Origin of the sequence: Bradyrhizobium vignae (assembly GCF_900324035.1) — a bacterium.
GTDB classification, from domain to species: domain Bacteria; phylum Pseudomonadota; class Alphaproteobacteria; order Rhizobiales; family Xanthobacteraceae; genus Bradyrhizobium; species Bradyrhizobium vignae.
In genome coordinates this window covers 719432-737056 of record NZ_LS398110.1, presented here as the reverse complement: position 1 = coordinate 737056, position 17625 = coordinate 719432, and the positions used below count along the sequence as shown (strand labels likewise).

Annotated in this window: 14 protein-coding genes; 8 read left to right on the top strand and 6 right to left on the bottom strand. The window is 65.2% G+C overall.

Annotation, left to right across the window (positions count from 1 at the left end):
* Nucleotides 1–162 precede the first annotated feature (162 nt).
* Together BRAD3257_RS03520 and BRAD3257_RS03515 are read left to right on the top strand one after the other, a co-directional pair.
* Nucleotides 163–1080: a sulfite exporter TauE/SafE family protein gene (locus BRAD3257_RS03520; protein ID WP_122400682.1), complete on the top strand. Its 918-nt coding sequence runs from the start codon at nt 163–165 to the stop codon at nt 1078–1080.
* Nucleotides 1077–1847 (top strand): TIGR02186 family protein, encoded by a 771-nt coding sequence (locus BRAD3257_RS03515; protein WP_122400681.1) that lies wholly within the window; start codon nt 1077–1079, stop codon nt 1845–1847. Before BRAD3257_RS03520 ends, BRAD3257_RS03515 begins: the two co-directional genes overlap by 4 nt.
* A gap of 107 nt (nt 1848–1954) precedes the next feature.
* Here BRAD3257_RS03515 and BRAD3257_RS03510 read toward each other — a convergent pair whose 3' ends face one another.
* A complete protein-coding gene (locus BRAD3257_RS03510; RefSeq protein ID WP_122400680.1) occupies nt 1955–2728 on the bottom strand; it encodes an MBL fold metallo-hydrolase in 774 nt (257 codons plus the stop codon).
* 12 nt (nt 2729–2740) lie between these two features.
* Nucleotides 2741–3652 carry a DMT family transporter gene (locus BRAD3257_RS03505; protein ID WP_122400679.1) on the bottom strand — a complete coding sequence of 304 codons (912 nt, stop codon included), beginning with the start codon at nt 3650–3652 and terminating at the stop codon, nt 2741–2743.
* A 110-nt stretch (nt 3653–3762) separates the two neighbouring features.
* Between BRAD3257_RS03505 and BRAD3257_RS03500 the strand changes: the two genes are divergently transcribed.
* A complete protein-coding gene (locus BRAD3257_RS03500) occupies nt 3763–4626 on the top strand; it encodes a LysR family transcriptional regulator (protein ID WP_162500538.1) in 864 nt (287 codons plus the stop codon).
* Nucleotides 4627–4647: 21 nt separating this feature from the next.
* Here the strand turns inward: BRAD3257_RS03500 and BRAD3257_RS03495 are convergent, their stop codons facing one another.
* On the bottom strand, nt 4648–4893 hold the full coding sequence (locus tag BRAD3257_RS03495) for a hypothetical protein (protein ID WP_122400677.1): 246 nt from the start codon (nt 4891–4893) through the stop codon (nt 4648–4650).
* Between the two features lie 204 nt (nt 4894–5097).
* Between BRAD3257_RS03495 and BRAD3257_RS03490 the strand changes: the two genes are divergently transcribed.
* Together BRAD3257_RS03490 and BRAD3257_RS03480 are read left to right on the top strand one after the other, a co-directional pair.
* Entirely contained in the window at nt 5098–7614 is a 2517-nt protein-coding gene (locus BRAD3257_RS03490) for a glycogen/starch/alpha-glucan phosphorylase (RefSeq protein ID WP_162500092.1), read from the top strand.
* A 237-nt stretch (nt 7615–7851) separates the two neighbouring features.
* Complete coding sequence (locus tag BRAD3257_RS03480) at nt 7852–8667, top strand: acyl-CoA thioesterase (protein ID WP_122400674.1); 816 nt, start codon at nt 7852–7854, stop codon at nt 8665–8667.
* Between the two features lie 159 nt (nt 8668–8826).
* Here the strand turns inward: BRAD3257_RS03480 and BRAD3257_RS03475 are convergent, their stop codons facing one another.
* The 3 genes from BRAD3257_RS03475 to BRAD3257_RS03460 form a co-directional block, all read right to left on the bottom strand.
* Nucleotides 8827–10443: a phosphoenolpyruvate carboxykinase gene (locus BRAD3257_RS03475; protein WP_122400673.1), complete on the bottom strand. Its 1617-nt coding sequence runs from the start codon at nt 10441–10443 to the stop codon at nt 8827–8829.
* A gap of 291 nt (nt 10444–10734) precedes the next feature.
* On the bottom strand, nt 10735–13329 hold the full coding sequence (locus tag BRAD3257_RS03465; protein WP_122400671.1) for a CHAT domain-containing tetratricopeptide repeat protein: 2595 nt from the start codon (nt 13327–13329) through the stop codon (nt 10735–10737).
* Between the two features lie 62 nt (nt 13330–13391).
* Nucleotides 13392–14141: a HugZ family pyridoxamine 5'-phosphate oxidase gene (locus BRAD3257_RS03460; protein ID WP_122400670.1), complete on the bottom strand. Its 750-nt coding sequence runs from the start codon at nt 14139–14141 to the stop codon at nt 13392–13394.
* Nucleotides 14142–14381: 240 nt separating this feature from the next.
* On the opposite strand from BRAD3257_RS03460, the gene BRAD3257_RS03455 reads away from it, so the two are divergent.
* From BRAD3257_RS03455 to BRAD3257_RS03445, 3 genes are all read left to right on the top strand, one after another.
* The gene (locus tag BRAD3257_RS03455) at nt 14382–15083 is read left to right on the top strand and encodes a response regulator transcription factor (protein ID WP_008542552.1); all 702 of its coding nucleotides are present in this window, start codon (nt 14382–14384) and stop codon (nt 15081–15083) included.
* Nucleotides 15084–15204: 121 nt separating this feature from the next.
* Nucleotides 15205–17001: a sensor histidine kinase gene (locus BRAD3257_RS03450; RefSeq protein WP_122400669.1), complete on the top strand. Its 1797-nt coding sequence runs from the start codon at nt 15205–15207 to the stop codon at nt 16999–17001.
* Nucleotides 16998–17522: an HPr kinase/phosphorylase gene (locus BRAD3257_RS03445; protein WP_122400668.1), complete on the top strand. Its 525-nt coding sequence runs from the start codon at nt 16998–17000 to the stop codon at nt 17520–17522. Before BRAD3257_RS03450 ends, BRAD3257_RS03445 begins: the two co-directional genes overlap by 4 nt.
* The last annotated feature ends 103 nt before the right edge of the window (nt 17523–17625 follow it).

Below are 17625 nucleotides of genomic sequence, written 5' to 3'. Positions count from 1 at the left end.
TGGCTGGCATCGTCCCCCCAACTGGTCGCGGCGATTCCCCATGCCAAAAATTCCTGATCCGCCTGCCGCCAAATTCCGCTATTGAGGGGCGCGGCAATCGTTCCGACCGTCCGGCGAGCATTCCGCGATAATCGATCCGTCTCGCCGGAGCGTGGTCCCTCAATGCAGCTTTACCTCCCGATCGCCGATCTCCCAGTCAACGTCTTCCTCGTGCTGGCGATGGGCGCGGCCGTCGGCTTCGTCTCCGGCATGTTCGGCATCGGCGGCGGCTTTCTGATGACGCCGCTGCTGATCTTCATCGGCATCACGCCGGCGGTGGCGGTCGCTTCCGTGGCGAGCCACATCGCGGCCTCCTCTTTTTCCGGAGCGCTCTCTTACTGGCGGCGGCGCGCGATCGATCCGGCGCTGGCGAGTGTACTGTTATGCGGTGGCGTGACCGGGACGGCGCTCGGCGTGTGGACCTTCACGCAGCTGCGCGCGCTCGGCCAGCTCGATCTGATGATCGCGCTCTCCTACGTCGTGCTGCTCAGCACCGTCGGCAGCCTGATGTTCTCCGAGGGCCTGCGCGCATTGATGCGGACCCGGCGCGGCGCGCTGCCGCCGCGCCGCACGCACAACTGGATCCACGGCCTGCCGCTGAAGATGCGGTTCAAGCGCTCGAAGATCTATCTGTCCGTGATCCCAGTCGTGGTCGTCGGCATCATGATCGGCTTCATCGGCGCCATCATGGGCATCGGCGGCGGCTTCATCCTGGTGCCGATCATGATCTATCTGCTGAGGGTACCGACCTCGACGGTGATCGGGACCTCGATGGTGCTCACGCTGGTGACGATGCTGTTCGCGACCCTGCTGCACGCCGTGACCAATCACCTCGTCGACGCCGTGCTGGCGCTGATCCTGATGGTCGGCGGCGTCACCGGGGCGCAGTTCGGCGCACGCGCCGGCCAGAAGATCCGCGGCGAGCAGCTGCGGCTGCTGCTCGGCCTCTTGATCCTCTCGGTCGGCGTCCGCTTCGCGATCGAGCTGGTGATCCAGCCCTCGGATCTCTTCACCATTCGCGAGCTTGGAGTGAACGGATGATGCGCGCGCTTCTCGCCATCGTTCTCGTCCTGCTGCTCGGCGGCGCCGCGCGGGCCGAGCGGCTGATCGTCTCGGTCTCCAACCACCGCGTCACGGTGACGCCGAACTATTCCGGCGAGGAGCTGGTGCTGTTCGGCTCGGTCGAGAGGGATGCGACGACGCCGGCCGACCGCACGGCTTACGATCTCGTGGTCACCGTGATGGGCCCGCGCGCCGACATGGTGACGCGGCGCAAGGAGCGCACCTTCGGCATCTGGATCAACACCGATTACCGCCAGTTCCTGCAGGTGCCGAGCTATCTCGCGCTGTTCGCCAACCGCCCCTTCGACGCCATCACCTCGCCCGAGATCGCGCGGCGGCAGCAGATCGGGCTCAACAACGTGCTGCTGACGCAGCGGGTCGGCGGCGACTACGCCGACGTCGTGCCGAACGATGCGTTCCGCTCGGCCTTCATCCGCCTGCGCACTCAGGGCGGGCTCTATCGCGAAGATGCGAGCGCAGTGACGTTCCTGACTCCGACGCTGTTCCGCACCGGCATTCCACTGCCGGCGGAGGTGCCGATCGGCACCTATGAGATCGAGATCAAGCTGTTCGCGAACGGTGCCTTCATCGGCAAGACCGAGACCGCATTCGAGATCGTCAAGGTCGGCTTCGAGCAGTTCGTCGCGACCACGGCGCGGCAGAACGGCCTGATCTACGGCCTCGCTACCGCGGCCATGGCGCTGATGACGGGCTGGATGGCGTCGATTGTGTTCAGGAAGGATTAGCCGCACACTCCGTCATTGCGAGCGAAGCGAAGCAATCCAGACTGCCGCCGCGGAAAGACTCTGGATTGCTTCGTCGCAAGGGCTCCTCGCAATGACGGGTGGCGCGATCACGGCGCCTCGACCACGGTCGGCACGCCCGGCTCCAGCAGGCGCAGCCGGGGTCCGAAGCCGAGCACGTCGAAGGTCTTGCGCAGGTCCTCGCCGTTCTGGCGGAAATGTGCCCAGCCTTCGGTATGCAGCGGCACGATCATCGCATCGGGAAAGGCGCGCGCGGTCTCGATGGTGTCGTTGGTGTCCATGGTGAGATGGAACGGCCCGCGCGTTTGCGCCGCGCCCGCGAAGGGCAGCACCACGCCGCATTTGAAGCGGCGCGCGACCTCGGCGACGCCGTCGAACCAGGTGGTGTCGCCGCTGATATAGACCGGGCGCGTGTCCTTCCGGCTCGATGACACCACGAAACCGATGACGTCGCCCGACAGCGGCTCGATGCCGGCGGGGCCGTGACGCGCGGGCGTCGCGGTGATGGTCAGCGTGTTGCCGTCGCCATCCTCCAGACGCGCGGTCGCCCAGGGCGCAAGGCCCTCGACATGGCCGCCGAGGCGCTTTGCGCCCGCCTCGGTCGTCAGCACGCGCTTGATCTTGAACAGATAGTCGCGGCCGGAATTGTCGAGATTGTCGGAGTGCTGGTCGTGGCTGAGCAGCACCGCATCGACCGGGCCGATCGCGTCAGGCCTCACGGCAGGCCCGATCGTCTTCTCCAGCTTCACATGCGGCAGCTGGTACGCGCCGGGCGCGTCGAAGGTCGGGTCGGTGAGCAGGCGGAAGCCGTCGATCTCGATCAGCGCGGTAGGACCGCCGATCAGGGTGATGGAAACGGGCATGATGAACTCCTGTCATGAGGCGGGCTTTGCCGGCCGCGTCACCAGGTAAATGCCGAGCGCGACCGGAATGATCCCGAGCAGGTCGCGGGCCTCGATATGTTCGCCGAGCACCAGGAAGGCGAACAGCATGCCGAGCGGCGGCATCAGGAAATGATAGGCGCTGGCGGCAGTCGCGCCACACACTTTCAAGAGATGAAACCAGAGCCAGTAAGCGAGAATTGAGCCGCCGAGCACGAGGAAGGCGAAGGCGCCGATCAGGCTCGGCGTATAGTCGATCGCGTCGACATCGGCGAAGGTGAGCGCGATCGGCGTCAGCGCTACGCCTGCAGCCAGGTTCTGCACGCCGTTGCCGATCCACAACGACCCCTTCGGCGCCAGCAGCTTGAACAGGATGGTGCCGGCAACGATCGAGGCGAGCGAAGCCAGCGTGAAGACGATGCCATGCAGGGAATCGGTGCCGACCGACAGGCGATGCCAGACGATCGCCGTCACGCCGATGACGCCGAGCAAGAGGCCGCTCGCCTTGCGCCAGGTCATGCCTTCGCCGAGCAGAAGCGCGGCGAGCGCCGCCGTGAACACCGGATTGGCCGACACGATCAGCCCGCCGAGGCCGGCGGAGACCGATTGCAGCCCGGTGTAGCCGAGCCCGAGATAGAGCGCGTTGTTGGCGATGCCGAGCACCGCGAAGACGGCGGCATCGCGCCATGACAGCGACCAAGCCTCGCCGCGGATCAGCGTCGCACCCAGGATCAAGATGCCCGCGAGCGAGAAACGCGCGGCGAGCAGGATCAACGGCGGGCAATGGGTGACGCCGATCTTGCCGGCGACGAAGGCATAACTCCAGAGCAGACAGAACAGGCCGATGGCAAGCGGCAGCGTATTGAAGCGGCTGCGGGGCGCGGGAAGCGAGGTGGCGAGGGACATGAGGGCATTCTCGGATGTTTTTCTTCTGGCCCTCGATCTAGGGAGGCAGCTTGCCATTTGGAAATTAAATGATTAACTCGATACCAGTGGATTTTCGAATGGAGGCGCCGATGCTCGATCTGGAGCTCCTGCGCAGCTTCGTCTCGGTGGTCGAGGCGGGCGGCTTCACCCGCGCCGGCGCGCGCGTTCACCGCACGCAGTCGACCGTGAGCCAGCAGATCAAGCGGCTGGAGGATGATGTCGGTCAGGTGCTGCTGCACCGTGACGGCAAGGACGTACGCCCGACCGAGGCCGGCGAGCGGCTGCTCTCCTATGCGCGACGGCTGCTCTCGCTCGCCGAGGAGGCGCGCGACGTGCTGCGTCAGCCCGGCGGCGAAGGCGCGATCCGGCTCGGCATTCCCGAGGATTTTGCGGCCTATCGGCTGGCCAAATTGCTGGGCGCGTTCTCGCGCTCGCATCCGGGGTTGCGGCTCGACGTGCGCGCCGACCAGAGCAAGCATCTCGCCCGCGATCTCGAACGCGGCGAGCTCGATCTTGCGCTCTACAAGCGCGAGGCCGGCGCGAAGGACGCGATCGCGGTGTGGCCCGAGCGGGTGCACTGGGTCACCAGCAAGAGCCACCCGGTCGACGTCAACGTGTCGTCGGTGCCGCTGATCGGCTTTCCACTCGGCTGCATCTATCGCGCCGGCGCCATCCATGCGCTGGAAAGCGCGGGCCGCGCCTGGCACACCGCCTACACGTCATCGAGTCTGGCCGGCATCCAGGCCGCGGTCGCCGCCGGCATGGGATTGAGCATCCTGTCGGAGATGGCGATCCAGTCCGATCACCGCGTGCTGACGGCAAAGGATGGCTTTGCACCGATCAACAAGACCGAGGTCGCGCTGATGGCTTCGCCGGATGCGAGCCCGGCAACGCTTCGGCTTGCGGATCGTCTCGCCGAATTTTGCGATGCGGTGCAGAGCAAGGCGGCCTGAATTCGCTGGACGTCAGGGCGCTCACCTGGCCGCGGACATCAGCTTGTCGCCGCACGCATTTGCATAGAACTTGCCGCCGCATTGGCGCTTGATCGCGGCGCAGCGGGCTGCGGGCGACGCATTCTGCGGGACCGTAAAGCCGCAACTGAGGCCGTCGGCGCTGCGAGCGGATCTGCCATCGGCAAACGCCGCGGTGGTGACGCTGATGCAGACGACGAGCAGGGCCGCAGTGGCGAGTTCGATCAGCAGTCGCGTCAGCGGTCTCATGGGGCGTCTCCACACTGATGGCTGAATCTTCCCTAATGTAGCACCGAATCCCGGGTTTCTCCGTGCTCGTCCGGGTTCCCAACTCGGCCCGTTCCTTGCATAAATTTGCGCCAGCGCAGTGCACGACCGCTCGGGCGACAGTTCCGGTGCAAGGGCAGGACGCGTAGATTGGTAAGAGTTCTTTCGACCTAGGAAGTGACGGCTTTGCAAGATCAATCGTTCCAGTCCAGTTTTCCGCCCCCCGGGCAGCCCATCGACGAACTCGCGCTGGCTGAGATCAAGGGCGCGATCCTGGCAAAGCTGCGCCTTGCCGTTGGCAAGGACGCGGGGATGGCGACCAGGCACGACTGGTATCAGGCCGCGGCGCTCGCGCTGCGCGACCGCATCGTGCATCGCTGGCTCACGGCCGAGAAGCAAAGCTACGATGCGGGGCGCAAGCGCGTCTATTATCTCTCGCTCGAATTCCTGATCGGCCGGCTCTTCACCGACGCGCTCAACAACATGGGCCTTCTGAAGATCTTCGAGGTCGCGCTCGGCGATCTCGGCGTGTCGCTGCCGGAGCTGCGCAAATGCGAGCCGGACGCGGCGCTCGGCAATGGCGGCCTCGGCCGGCTCGCCGCCTGCTTCATGGAGAGCATGGCGACGTTGTCGATTCCCGCGATCGGCTACGGCATCCGCTACGATTACGGCCTGTTTCGCCAGATCATCAATCAAGGCTGGCAGCAGGAATATCCGGACGAATGGCTGAGCTTCGGCAACCCCTGGGAATTGCAGCGGCCCGAGGTGATCTATCACGTCCATTTCGGCGGCGGCGTCGAGCACATCGACGACAAGGGCCGCGACCGCGCGATCTGGCACCCGGCCGAGACGGTGCAGGCGATCGCCTACGACACGCCGATCGTCGGCTGGCGCGGCCAGCACGTCAACGCGCTGCGGCTGTGGTCGGCGCGCTCGCCCGATCCGCTCAAGCTCGATGCCTTCAACAAGGGCGATTATGTCAGCGCCAGTGCCGAGCAGGCGCGTGCGGAGGCGATCTGCAAATTCCTCTACCCGAACGACGAGAGCCCGGCGGGCCGCGAGCTGCGGCTGCGCCAGGAATATTTCTTCGTCTCCGCCTCGCTCCAGGACCTGGTGAAGCGGCATCTCGCCTCCGACGGCCAGCTGCGCAGCCTCGCCGGCAAGGTCGCGGTGCAGCTCAACGACACCCATCCGAGCCTTGCCGTCACCGAGCTGATGCGGATCCTCGTCGACCTCCACAATTTCCGCTGGGACGAGGCCTGGAAGATCACGGTCGCCACGCTCTCCTACACCAACCACACGCTGCTGCCGGAGGCACTGGAGACCTGGCCGGTCGAGCTGTTCGAGCAGCTGCTGCCGCGGCATCTCGAGATCATCTACCGCATCAACGTGCAGCATCTGGCGCTCGCCGAGGCGCGCTGCCCCGGCGACATCGACTTCCGCGCCTCGGTCTCGCTGATCGACGAGAAGAGCGGCCGCCGCGTGCGGATGGGCCAGCTCGCCTTCGTCGGCTCGCACCGCATCAACGGCGTCTCGGCGATGCATTCCGACCTGATGCGCGAGACCGTGTTCCACGATCTCAACCATCTCTATCCCGGCCGCATCACCAACAAGACCAACGGCATCACCTTCCGGCGCTGGCTGATGCTGGCGAACCCGAAGCTGACCGAGCTGTTGCGCGAGACCTGCGGCGATGCCGTGCTCGACGATCCGACCCAGCTCAGCCTGATCGAGGCGCGCGCCAGTGACGTCGCGTTCCAGCAGAAATTCCGCAGCGTCAAGCACCACAACAAGACACAGCTCGCCCGCCTGATCGGCGAGCGGCTCGGCATCAAGGTCGATCCCAGCGCACTGTTCGACGTCCAGATCAAGCGCATCCATGAGTACAAGCGCCAGCTGCTCAACGTCGTCGAGACGGTCGCGCTGTACCAGGCGATCAAGGACGACCCCAACGGCAATTGGGTGCCGCGGGTGAAGATCTTCGCCGGCAAGGCGGCGGCAAGCTACCGCTACGCAAAGCTGATCATCAAGCTGATCAACGACGTCGCCGACATCGTCAACAACGATCCCGCGATCGGCGGCAAGCTCAAGGTCGTGTTCCTCCCGGACTACAATGTCAGCCTCGCCGAAGTGATCATTCCCGCGGCCGATTTGTCCGAGCAGATCTCCACCGCCGGCATGGAGGCTTCCGGCACCGGCAACATGAAGCTCGCGCTGAACGGCGCCATCACCATCGGCACGCTCGACGGCGCCAACATCGAGATCCGCGACCATGTCGGCGCGGAGAACATCGCGATCTTCGGCATGGAGGCCGGCGACGTGATGATCCGGCGCAAGCAGGGGCTGGATGCCTCCGACGTGATCCGCAATTCGCCGAAGCTGCAGCGCGCCATCAATGCGATCGGCGCCGGCGAATTCTCGCCCGGCGATCCCGGCCGCTTCGAATCCATCGCGCACGCGCTGCGCTATCTCGACCATTACATGGTCAGCGCCGATTTCGATTCCTATTACGAGGCGCAGCGCGCGGTCGATGCGCGCTGGCTGGTCGCGCCGGCCTGGACGCGCGCCTCCATCCTCAACGTCGCGCGCATGGCCTGGTTCTCCTCGGACCGCACCATCCGCGAATATGCCGAGGAGATCTGGAACGTGCCGGTCAACCCGACCACGCCGCTGCTGCCGGATTTGCGCGACGCCGCGGGCTGATTTTCCGCGGAGCGAAATCCAGCGTTACCTGCGGGGTTATTGCATCCCGCGAAGGGGATGATGATATGACTATCATCATCGCCCAGGGCGGCGTCAGCGATACCGACGCCGTAACCTCGAACACCGTCATTGCGAGCGCAGCAAAGCAATCCAGAAAATGCATCCGCGGCGACAGCCTGGATCGCTTCGTCGCGAGGGCTCCTCGCAATGACGGCGGGGAGACACCGAGGACAAACAATGCACGCCAGACTCCCGCATCCCTTCGACGAGGCCACGCGCATCACCGCGGGTGGCTCGAGCTGGCAGGGACACACCAGCGACGATTACTGGGCCTTTGTCGGCCCGTTCGGCGGCGCGACGGCTGCGACCATTTTGCGCGCACTGATCGACCATCCCGAACGCGCCGGCGATCCGCTCGCCGTCACCGTCAATTATTGCGCGCCGATCGCCAAGGGCCCGTTCGATCTCGACGTGCGGCTGGTCAAAGCCAACCGATCCAGCCAGCACTGGAGCGTCGAGCTCAGCCAGGGCGGCGGCGAGGTCGCAACGCTCGCCACCGCCGTGTTCGCCGAGCGCCGGCCTTCGTGGGAGCACAGGGTGGCGAAATGCCCGGACGCCAAGCCGTTCGAGGAGACCCTGCCATTCCCGAAGATCTCGGCGTCCTGGGCCAACCAGTACGAATTCCGCTTCGTCGAGGGCGAGATGCGGATCGGCCCGCCGCAAGCCGAGCCCGCCAGCACCTATTCGAAGATCTGGATCAGCGACCGCACCCCGCGCAAGCTCGACATGCTGTCGCTGATGTCGATGTCGGACGCCTTCTTCGGCCGCATCTTCCACGCCCGGCGCGAGCTGGTGCCGTTCGGCACGGTGTCGCTGACGACCTATTTCCACACCGATGCCGAGGAACTCGCGACTGAAGACATCACGCGCGTGCTCGCGACGGCGGACGCAAAGATCTTCCACAGGAGCTATGGCGACCAGAACGGCGAGCTGTGGTCGCCGAACGGACGGCTGCTCGCGACCACGACGCAGATCGCGTATTTCAAGGCGTAGGTGCTCCCACGTCATTGCGAGGAGCGTAGCGGCGAAGCAATCGCGGATGGATTTCTGGATTGCTTCGCTCCGCTCGCAATGACGAGTGGAGAGGTCGTGCCCACAAACGAAAAGGGCGGCCTTGCGGCCGCCCTTTTGCATTGACAGAGAGAAGCGAACCTACTCCGCCGCCAGCTTCACGTCGGGCGCGGCGGCGCGCACTTCGGCGTCGACCTGGGCTTCGAACTTGGCGAAGTTCTTCTGGAACATGCCGACCAGTGCGCGGGCGGTCTTGTCGAACTCGTCCTTGTCCTTCCAGGTGTTCACCGGGTTCAGGATCTCGGCCGGCACGCCCGGCAGCGCGGTCGGGACCGCGAAGCCGAAATACTTGTCGGTGCGGAATTCGACGTTGCGAAGCGAACCGTCGAGCGCGGCGGTCAGCAGTGCGCGCGTCACCTTGATCGGCATGCGCGAGCCGACACCATATTTGCCGCCGGTCCACCCCGTGTTGACGAGCCAGCAATCGACATTGTGCTGGGCGATGAGGTCGCGCAGCATGTTGCCGTAGACGGATGGGTCGAGCGGCAGGAAGGGCGAGCCGAAGCAGGTGGAGAATTCCGGCTGCGGCTCGTTGCCGAGGCCGCGCTCGGTGCCGGCGACCTTGGCGGTGTAGCCCGACAGGAAGTGATACATCGCCTGCGCCGGCGACAGCTTTGCGATCGGCGGCAGCACGCCGAAGGCGTCGGCGGCGAGCATCACCACGTTCTTCGGCTGCGGCGCGCGGCCGGTGCGGGAGGCGTTCGGAATGAAGTCGAGCGGATAGGCCGAGCGCGTGTTCTCGGTCTTGGAGCCGTCGTCGAAATCGACCACGCGGGTGTCATCGTCGAGCACGCAGTTCTCGAGCACCGCACCGAAGCGGGTCGATGCCGCATAGATCTCCGGCTCGGCTTCCTTCGAGAGCTTGATGCACTTGGCATAGCAGCCGCCCTCGAAATTGAAGACGCCGTTCGGGCCCCAGCCGTGCTCGTCGTCGCCGATCAGCGTGCGGTTCGGGTCGGCCGACAGCGTGGTCTTGCCGGTGCCTGACAGCCCGAAGAAGATCGCCGTGTCGCCCTTGGAGCCGATATTGGCCGAGCAGTGCATCGGCATCACGCCGCGCTCGGGCAGGTAATAATTCAGCGTGGTGAAGACCGACTTCTTCATCTCGCCGGCATAATAGGACCCGCCGATCAGGACGATCTTGCGGGCGAAATCGATCGCGACGACGTTCTCCGAACGCACGCCGTGGCGTTTGGGATCGGCGCGGAAGCTCGGCATGTCGATGATGGTGAGCTCCGGCACGAAGTTCGACAGCTCGATCGCCTCGGGGCGGATCAGAAGCGTGCGGATGAACAGCGAGTGCCAGGCGAGCTCGGTGAAGACGCGTGTCTTGATCCGGTAGGCCGGGTCGGCGCCGCCATAGAGGTCCTGCGCGAACAGGCGCTTGCCTTCGGCGTGCTTGAGGAAGTCCTGGTAGAGCGTCTCGAACTGCTCGGAGGTGATCGACTGGTTGCCGGCCCACCACATCTTCTTGTCGGTGGTGGCGTCACGCACCGTGAACTTGTCCTTCGGGCTGCGCCCGGTGAACTCGCCCGTGTCGGCGCAGAGCGCGCCGTCAGCGGAGAGCACCGCCTCACCCGCCGAGAGCGAGTATTGATAGAGTTGTGGCGCACCGAGGTTCCAGTGAACCTGCTTGAGGTTCTTTAAGCCGAATTTGTCGGCGCCGAAGGCACCGTTACGCACGCCCGTCTCTTGCACGAAAAGATCCTCCTAGAACCCGCGACACCCAGCGCGACCAAGTTTGGCGCCATCGCGGTCACCGTGATTAATGGGCCGTTCGTTCGGCCTCGGCTGAACGACGTAATACTGATGAACGCTGGCCTTGCCAAGCTGATCCCGCAGGATTTGGTTTATTCAAGGACCGCGCCAAACGTCGCGCATGTCAGCTCTGAGCAAGCGCATCGAAAAAAGTGCGAATGATCGCGCAACCAAATGCGCGTTGGCGCGTTACGTCCCGTTATTGCGACGCACAATCCGTGTAGCAGCTTCCTATCGTACCTCGCCCTCGCCGATCAGCGCGAACGGTGCCCACATCGCGGGATAAGCGTTGCGTGGTGACGAGGCGTCGTCGAGATAAGTCAACATCGCGCGGCGCAAGGCTTCGGCACGACCGATCTTCGGTTCGTTCTTGAGCAGCTCGAACGTCGATGTGGTCAGGCGGGTCGCAGCTTCGGAATCCACGGCCCAATGCGAAACCAGCAGTGCGCGGGCACCTGCGTAGAAGAACGAGCGCGCCAGTCCCGACAGTGCCTCGGCGCCGGGCTTGTCGCCGGCGATGGTGTTGCAGGCGGACAGCACCACCCAATCGGCGTTGAGCTTGAGCTGAGCCACTTCGCTCGCGGTCAGAAGACCGTCGTCGAGCTCCGATGGCTGATCGGGAATCGAGAGCGCGAGCGAGGGTTCACCCAGTCCCTTGACGTCGCCGGCGACGAGGCCGTGGGTGGCAAAGTAGATGATGCCGTATTGGGCAAGCGCTGCACGCTTGAGCGTCGTTTCGCTGGCATCGCGTCCGAGATGAATATCGGCATCAGTGGCGCCGACGTTCCTCGCCACCGCGTTCAGCTCATCGGCAGTATCGGGCAGTTGCGGCAATGCCTGCGCCAGCCGCGCGCGATCGACACCTGCGCCGCGCCAGAAGTCGGCATAGGCAATGGTCGCGACGTTGCGCGCGGCGATCTTGCCGCTGGCGGCGCGCCGGTCGGCAGGCGCTTCGGCTGCAGGGTTGAACACGGGATCGCCGAAACCGGTCATCGGCTTGACCCCTTGGTCCCTGCGGGCAAAGGCGCGCAGCGATTTCAGGCCGATCACCGACGGCAGCACCGAGACGGCCTGACGCCGCAGCAGCCAGGCGGCATCGCGATAGCCCTCGAGCCGGTCCGGGATCGCAGCCTGCGGCTTCTCCGTGACCAGCAGATGAAACGGCAATGCGGTCAGCGCCGCCGAGGGCACGACCAGCAGGTTGCGCTTGTCCTTCGTCAGCGCCTCGACCGGGCCGAGCAGCGCGACATAGAGCTCGCTCGCGAGCGCGAGATCGAACAGGCCCGATTTGCCGGAAGCGTCGTGCGCCTTGCCGACATCCAGCCCCTTGCGGAAAGCGGCCACCTTCTGCGCCAGCGCATCCGCTCCGAGAGAAATCTCCTTCCAGTCGACGCCCTCGCGCGTGATCGCGACGACATAGCTCTGCTTGTCGACGACGCAATAGATCACCATCGCCTCGTCGGCCGACAGCAGCGGCTGGATGTCCTTCACCGCCAGCGGCAGCGGGTTGGAGAGCGAGGAATAGTCGGGAAACTCGATGGCGAGCGTCTTCTGCAATCCGTCGCGCGCGCTCGCGATCGCCGCGATCCGCGCGCGGCTGCGCTGCTCGGCCGCAACGTCGCGCTGGGCGGATTGCTTCGACACCGCAGCGATGATCGCCTTGTCGAGCGCTTCGGACTCGGCTGCGAGATCCTGATCCTTCCGCACGAGCTCAGCGAGCCGGTCGCTGCCGGCGGCCAGCCGCACCGCGAGCTTGTTCACCGCAGAAGCGGCCGAAGATTGCGTGCCGCGCTGGATCGCACCGAGCGCATCATCGAGTGCCTTGTCGCTCGCCAGCAGCGATTGCTGCCGCGCCGCGAGCAGGATCGGCAGCACGACCCGCAGCTGCGCACGATTGGCAGCGAGCGTCTTCTGCGCGAACGGCAAGGCGTCGGCAGTCCGTCCCGTCGCCTGCAGGAAATAAGCGAGATTGCTTGTCGAGGTCGCGACGTCAGGATGATCTGGTCCGAGTGCACGCTCACGGATCGACAGGGCGCGGCGATAAAGCGGCTCGGCCTCGGCATAGCGCTGCTGGTGCTCGTAGAGCCCGGCGAGATTGTTGAGCGAACGCGCGACATCGGGATGATCTGGCCCGAGCACTTTTTCGCGGATGGCGAGCGAGCGCTTGATCGGCGCTTCGGCATCGGCGTCGCGGTTGAGGTCGCGATCGACCTGACCGATGTTGTTCAGGATGGTCGCAACCGCGGGATGCTCGGGCCCGGCGGCTTTCTGATAGATCGCGAGCGCCCGCTGAAACAGCGGCTCCGCCTCGGCAAAGCGCTCCTGCGTCACATAAAGCGTGGCGAGATTGTTGAGGGCCCGGCCGACATCGGGATGCTCGCGCGACAGGCTCCTTTCGCTGACGGTGAGCGCGCGCTTGAACAACGGCTCGGCTTCAGTGAAGCGGCCCTGCCGCTGATATAGCGCGGCGAGATTGCTCAGCTCGGGTGCGATCAAGGCGGTGTCGAGGCCGAGCGACTTTTCCAACAGCGCGATGGCCCGCTTGTAGATCGGCTCGGCCAGATCGTCGCGACCCTGGCCGGCATAGACCTGGCCGAGATTGTTGAGTGCGGCGGACAATTCGCGGCCGTCATCGCCCTTCTCCAGGCTCGTGACCATCGCCTGCGCGAGCGGAAGCGCTTCCGCATATTTGCCGGCGCTCATGAGCGCATTGATCCGCGCGCCCTGTGCGGCGGGACTGACCTTCTGGGCGAGAGCAGGCGGAGCAAAGGACGTGGTGATGGCGAGTGCCAGGCCCGCGGCCAGTGCCAAACGACGATGCGTCATGAACCCTCTCGCTGCCGACCCGGACCGGTTACGATCTGGGTCGCAGCGATGGGCGGCGGCGTTCAATCTGTTGCGCTCTGGTCCACCTTCATGCGCGCTTCGCCAGCGAGGCGGACCAGCATCTTGCGCAAGCCCGTGCCATCCGTCACCCGCTCCGGGAACTCCAGCCGCAGTGTCGTTCGGCCGTCCTGCATGTCGAGGCCTTCAGGGTCACAGCCGGTGCAGCGCCAATCCCCCGCGGCGCCGCCGAGGAGCTTTGTTGCATAGAGGTTCATGGCATCGCGATGGTCGGCGTTCATGTGCTCCACGGCGCCCTCTTCCGCGGCCAGCAGGTCCTCGGCGCCGGTGAGGTCCGTCAGGAATTGCTCAGGCTTGAGGTCGATGATCCGGCCGAAACCCGCGACCAGATGAGTTCCCGTGGGCCGGATCAGGAAGAAGGAGAAATCCTTAAAGGAAACAAAGCCCTCTGCCGACGGATGGGCACTGAGATACCGTCGCTGGAGCAGATCCTTGTTCGCGGCGGCCTGTTCCGCGCGGCCTGACAGCATGATCCGGGCACCTTCCAGGGGATCGCCGGCCGCGCGCTCGTCCAGCATCAGCGAGACCCGGCTGTCTGCGAGGATGTTCCGGGTGTGCACGGCGAGGCGCGAGATCAGGAGGATCGGCGAGCCATCGGGGTGGCTGGCGAGATTGACCAGGGAACAATAGGGATCGCCGCTGCCGGCCATCAGCGTCGCCAGCGCGCCCTGCCGGGATCGCCTCAGCAGCGATTTGGCGAGCTTTGCGGGGTCGAAATCCGGGGTCGGTTGCATCGGCTTTCTCGGGTCAGGTGGTTGCATGGGGGGCCTTGTTTCGGGTAAACGGGGGCCCGGTTACGGGTCGAGACGCGGCGAATCTGCCGTGTTTCGTGGAACTTGGTCACACTTCAGCCCAGCTTGCATTGCTCGGTGACAAGGTTCGAATGCCGAGTTCGGCACCCATGTATGCGGCGCATCACTGATTGCTCGCCGTTTCAAGCCACGACCCAAACGGAAAGCAGAAAGCAGAGGCTCATGCCCACAATCGCTTTGGTCGACGACGACCGCAACATTCTCACATCCGTCTCGATCGCGCTGGAAGCCGAAGGCTACCGCATCATGACCTACACCGACGGTGCCTCCGCGCTCGACGGTTTTCGCACCACCCAGCCCGATCTTGCCATCCTCGACATCAAGATGCCGCGCATGGACGGCATGGAGACGCTGCGTCGTCTCAGGCAGAAATCGGACCTGCCGGTGATCTTCCTCACCTCCAAGGACGAAGAGATCGACGAGCTGTTCGGCCTCAAGATGGGCGCCGACGACTTCATCCGTAAACCGTTCTCGCAGCGCCTTCTGGTCGAGCGCGTCAAGGCGGTGCTGCGCCGTTCGGCGCCGAAGGACCCGACCGTCGCGCCCAAGGAGAACGACGCCAAGGCGCTCGACCGCGGCCTTTTGCGCATGGATCCGGAACGCCATACCTGCACCTGGAAGAACGAGCCGGTGACGCTGACCGTCACCGAATTCCTGATCCTGCAGGCGCTCGCGACCCGGCCCGGCGTGGTGAAGAGCCGCAACGCGTTGATGGACGCCGCCTATGACGACCAGGTCTATGTCGACGACCGCACCATCGACAGCCACATCAAGCGGCTGCGCAAGAAGTTCAAGGTGGTCGACAACGAGTTCGAGATGATCGAGACGCTTTACGGCGTCGGCTACCGTTTCAAGGAAGCCTGAGGCGGCGGGCGCCCTCCACGACGATCGAGAGAGCATCTCCGGTTCTCGTTCCATCGGGGCCAGGATCGCTCTAGGATGCGGGGGGACCTTCGCACGGCCTGTCCTAACGCGGGCGTAAGCATTGCTTGACCGAACGCAGCCTGACCCAAACCAGAGCGCCGGGGATCTCGTATCCGACGGCGTTCCGGACCACGTCACCGATGATAAGCCGCAGGGCTGGCGGCCGCTGAACTGGCTGAAGCGCGCCGGGCAGTTCTTCTTTGCGCTGTCCTTCTCGAGCCTGACCCGCCGCATCGTCTCGCTCAACCTCGCCGGTCTCGTCGCACTGGTGGCGAGCATCCTGTACCTGTCGCAATTCCGCGCCGGCCTGATCGACGCGCGCGCGCAGAGCCTGCTGGTCCAGGCCGAGATCATCGCCGGCGCGATCGCGGCCTCCGCCACGGTGCAGACCAACGCCATCACCATCGATCCCGACAGGCTGCTCGACCTCAAGCCGGGCGAGACCTATGGCGGCTCGGACGAATATTCGCCGCTGGACTTCCCGATCAATCCGGAGCGCGTGGCGCCGGTGCTGCGCACGCTGATCTCGCCGACCAAGACGCGCGCCCGCATCTACGATCCGAACGGCAGCCTGCTGCTCGACAGCCGCAACCTCGAAAACGTGCTGCGCTACGACCTGCCGCCGCCGGCCGAGAAGCCCGGCATCGTCGAGCGCGGCATGGTCGCGGTGCGTACCTGGCTGAACCGCGGCGATCTGCCGCTCTATCGCGAGCTCGGGCCCGAGAACGGCAACGGCTATGCGGAGGTGGGCGACGCTCTTCAGGGCCAGAAGCGTTCGATGGTGCGGGTCAATGCGCGCGGCGAGGTGATCGTGTCCGTCGCGGTCCCCGTGCTCCGCTCGCGCGCAATCCACGGCGCGCTGATGCTGTCGACGCAAGGTGACGACATCGACCAGATGGTCACGGCCGAGCGTCTCGCGATCCTGAAGGTCGGCGGCGTCGCCGCCGCCGTCATGATCATGCTGTCGCTCTTGCTGGCGAGCACGATCGCCGGGCCCGTGCGCCGGCTCGCCGACAGCGCCGAGCGCGTCCGCCGCCGCATCAAGGCGCGCATCGAGATTCCCGATTTCACCCGCCGCCGCGACGAGATCGGCCACCTCTCCGGCGCGCTGCGCGACATGACCAGCGCGCTCTACAGCCGCATCGAGGCGATCGAGATGTTCGCCGCCGACGTCGCCCATGAATTGAAGAACCCGCTGACCTCGTTGCGCTCGGCGGTCGAGACGCTGCCGCTGGCCCGCAACGAGAGCAGCCGCGCACGCCTGCTCGAGGTGATCGAGCACGACGTCAAGCGGCTCGACCGGCTGATCTCCGACATCTCCGACGCCAGCCGACTCGATGCCGAATTGCAGCGCCAGGACGCCATCCCGGTCGACCTGCGCCGCCTGCTGACGACGCTGGCGTCCGTCGCCAATGAAACCAAGCTCGGCCACGACGTCGCGGTCGAGACGCGCTTCGAGGGCCGCAGCCCGACCGACACTTTCTCCGTGATGGGTCACGATTCTCGGCTCGGGCAAGTGATTTCCAATCTGCTCTCCAATGCACAATCGTTCTCGGAAGCCGGCAGCAAGGTGCGCCTCACCTGCCGCCGCGTGCGCGGCGAGATCGAGATCGTGGTCGACGATGAAGGCCCCGGCATTCGCGACGACGCGCTGGAGCGCATCTTCGAGCGCTTCTACACCGACCGTCCGCATCAGGGCTTTGGCCAGAATTCCGGCCTCGGCCTGTCGATCTCCAAGCAGATCGTCGACGCCCATGGCGGACGCATCTGGGCGGAGAACCGTCCTGGCCCGCTCGATGCCGACGGAGCTCCGACGGTTGCCGGTGCGCGCTTCGTGGTGAGGCTGCCGGCCCTATGAGCGACGGCGGGCCCAGCGTTCACGCCTCCGCCGTCAAGGTCGGGACTTTTGCCGTGCTGATCCGCGGGCCCTCGGGATCCGGCAAGTCGCGCCTTGCCTTCGATTTGATCATGGCAGGCCGGTCGGGCGTTGTGGACAGGGCCGTTCTGGTCGGTGATGACCGTGTCCATCTGGCGACAGTCGGCCATGAAATTGAGGTCCGCCCTGTGCCGGCATTGGCTGGTCTGATCGAGATCCGGGGCTTAGGAATCCGCCGCTGCGACTTCGTGGAGCGTGCGACCATCGGCCTCGTGGTCGATCTGAATGTGGCGGATGCGGAGCGCCTGCCTGCGGCCGAATCCCTGAAAACCAGCATTTCTGGTGTCGAAATACCGCGAATCCCGGTCCCCCGCGACTATTCGCCCCTCCCCTTGGTTGTTGCGGCCTTGACCACTACCAAGAGTTCATCTTCGGTTAACCCTTCTGGCGATTGTTTGAAGGGAAATGGTAACCATATGAAGCCCACTATCGCGACCGAATAGACCGGTGCAGCTCCCCTTATCCATCCGTCTATATTCAGGGAGATACGCAACATCCCCTCTTGCGCGGGGGCTCTGGATGGTCAAAGTGGCGCGTTCGTGCGGT